The sequence below is a fragment of the Streptomyces sp. MK37H genome (assembly GCF_018035285.1).
Classification (GTDB): Bacteria; Actinomycetota; Actinomycetes; order Streptomycetales; family Streptomycetaceae; genus Streptomyces; species Streptomyces endocoffeicus.
This window is the reverse complement of sequence record NZ_JAAAYH010000754.1, coordinates 1-2,208: the sequence shown is the minus strand read 5'-3', so window position 1 is coordinate 2,208 and position 2,208 is coordinate 1. Positions and strand designations below refer to the sequence as shown.

Below are 2,208 nucleotides of genomic sequence, written 5' to 3'. Positions count from 1 at the left end.
CGGACACCGATCCCGCCCCGCTTCCGCTGATCGCGGTCACCATGGGCGACGGCGCCGGTATCGGACCCGAGGTGGTCGTCCCCGCGCTGCTCGACCCGGACACCCTGCGGCGCTGCCGCCCGGTGGTCATCGGGGACGCGGAGCGGCTGCGGCGGGCCGCCCGGCTGCGCGACATCGCGTGCGAGGTCGCCACCGTGGCCGCGCCCGGCGAGGCGGTGTTCACCCCGGGCCGGATCAACGTCATCGACCTCGGGCTGCTCCCCGCCGATCTGCCGTGGGGCGAGCTCTCCCCCATCGCCGGGGACGCGGCGTACCAGTACGTACGGACCGCCGCCGAACTCGCCATGAACGGGGAGGTGCAAGGCATCTGCACCGCGCCGCTCAACAAGAGGGCGCTGCACGCGGGCGGCCATGTGTTCCCCGGCCACACCGAGCTTCTGGCCCATCTCACCGGGATCGAGGAGGTGTCGATGATGCTGGCCACCCCCACGGTGAAGGTCATCCACGTCACCACCCACATCGGGCTCATCGACGCCGTGCGGAAGATCGAGCCCGGCCTGGTCGAGCGCACCGTGCGCCGCGGCCATGAGGCGATGGTCCGCGCCGGCACCCCCGAACCGGTGATCGGGGTATGCGGGATCAATCCGCACGCCGGTGAGAACGGCCTGTTCGGCTACGGCGAGGAGGAGGAGAAGATCGTGCCCGCGCTGGAGGTGCTGCGCGCCGACGGCATCGACGCCCGCGGCCCGCTCCCCGCCGACACCGCCTTCTTCCTGGCCGGGCGCGGAGACTACGACCTGATCGTGGCGATGTACCACGACCAGGGGCACGGCCCGGTCAAGGTGCTGGGTCTGGAGGCCGGGGTCAACCTGACCGTCGGTCTGCCCGTCATCCGCACCTCCGTCGACCACGGCACCGCCTTCGACATCGCGGGTACGGGCGTGGCCGACGCCGGTAGCATGATCGAGGCGCTGCGGCAGGCCGCCGAGATGTCGCCGTCCCCCGCCCGCTGACGCGGAGAGCCACGTCGAGGAACGCGAGGCCGAGTCCACGGTGAAGAACGCGAAAGACATGCCGGTGAACGGAGCGCGGGCCCGGCGCGACCAGATCGTCCACCTGGCCACGACCACGGGTCTGACCAGCGTGGAGGAGCTGTCCCGCACCTTCGGGGTCACCGCATCCACCATCCGCCGGGACCTCGCACAGCTCACGGCGGACGGTCGGCTGGCGCGGACGTACGGCGGGGCGATGGCCCTGGTGGCCCACCCGGAGGCGTCGCTGCGCCAGCGCACGGGCGAGGCGTTCGAGGCCAAGCGGGCCATCGCGCGCTGGGCGGCGTCGACGGTGCGCGCCGGGGAGACGGTGCTGCTCGACGCCGGTTCTACCGTCGGCGCCCTCGCGCATGAACTGCGCACCGCCGAGGGGCTCACGGTCGCCACGACCGGACTCACCGCGCTGCAGGAGCTCGCCGATGTCGAGACCGTGCAGGTGGAATGCCTCGGCGGTACGCTCCGCCCGCTGAGCCAGAGCTTCCTCGGCCCGCTCGCCGAGGCCGCCCTGGAGCGCATGACCTTCGACCGGGTCTTCCTGGGCGCCGACGGGGTGACGGCCGAACACGGCATCTGCGAAGCGGATCTGCGCCAGACCCGCCTGAAGGAGCTGATGGCCCGCCGAGCGGAGGCGGTGTACGTCCTGGCCCACTCGGCGAAGATCGGCCGCCGCCCCTTCCACACCTGGGTACGGCTGCCGCCCGGCTGGACACTGGTGACCGACGGCGACGCGGACCCCGAGGAGATTCGCGCGCTGCGCGCCCAGGGGGTCGAGGTCACGGTCGTCGAGGACGAGTGACCCGGGTCGTCGAGGGCGTGTGCCCCCGCCCCGCGATGCCCCGCCGCGACGACGGCCGAGGGCGCGCCATGCCTGGGCCGCACACCCATCGCGCGTGAGCCGCGCACATCATGCGCGGTCCGCGCACCCGTCGTACGTAGGATGTGGGTGAACGATGGATGGTCTGGATTTCGATTGCCGGGATCCGGATCAGGAAAACGTCTCATGGCGACAGCGACCGCCGAGACCATGCGTATATCCCAGGGGACTGGGGCACCCGCCCCGGAAGTGACGTGGCCACCAGCCCAAGAGCTTTGGAGGACACCGTGGCACGGCAGACCGACCCGACCCCCATCCACCCGACGCTGCCGACGACGGTCT

At 72.1% G+C, this 2,208-nt stretch carries 2 protein-coding genes; both read left to right on the top strand.

The window, feature by feature from the left end; all coding sequences use genetic code 11:
* Positions 1 to 26 precede the first annotated feature (26 nt).
* Positions 27 to 1,013: a 4-hydroxythreonine-4-phosphate dehydrogenase PdxA gene (gene pdxA / locus GWI24_RS43555; RefSeq protein WP_374103414.1), complete on the top strand. Its 987-nt coding sequence runs from the start codon at positions 27 to 29 to the stop codon at positions 1,011 to 1,013.
* Positions 1,014 to 1,071: 58 nt separating this feature from the next.
* Positions 1,072 to 1,848, top strand: coding sequence for a DeoR/GlpR family DNA-binding transcription regulator (locus GWI24_RS43550; RefSeq protein ID WP_210951540.1), 777 nt, complete (start codon positions 1,072 to 1,074; stop codon positions 1,846 to 1,848).
* Positions 1,849 to 2,208: the final 360 nt, after the last annotated feature.

What these genes read in the sequence shown, in the direction of transcription:
- GWI24_RS43550 (WP_210951540.1), top strand. Translation starts at nt 1,072, where the DNA reads ATGCCGGTGAACGGAGCGCGGGCCCGGCGCGACCAGATCGTCCACCTG.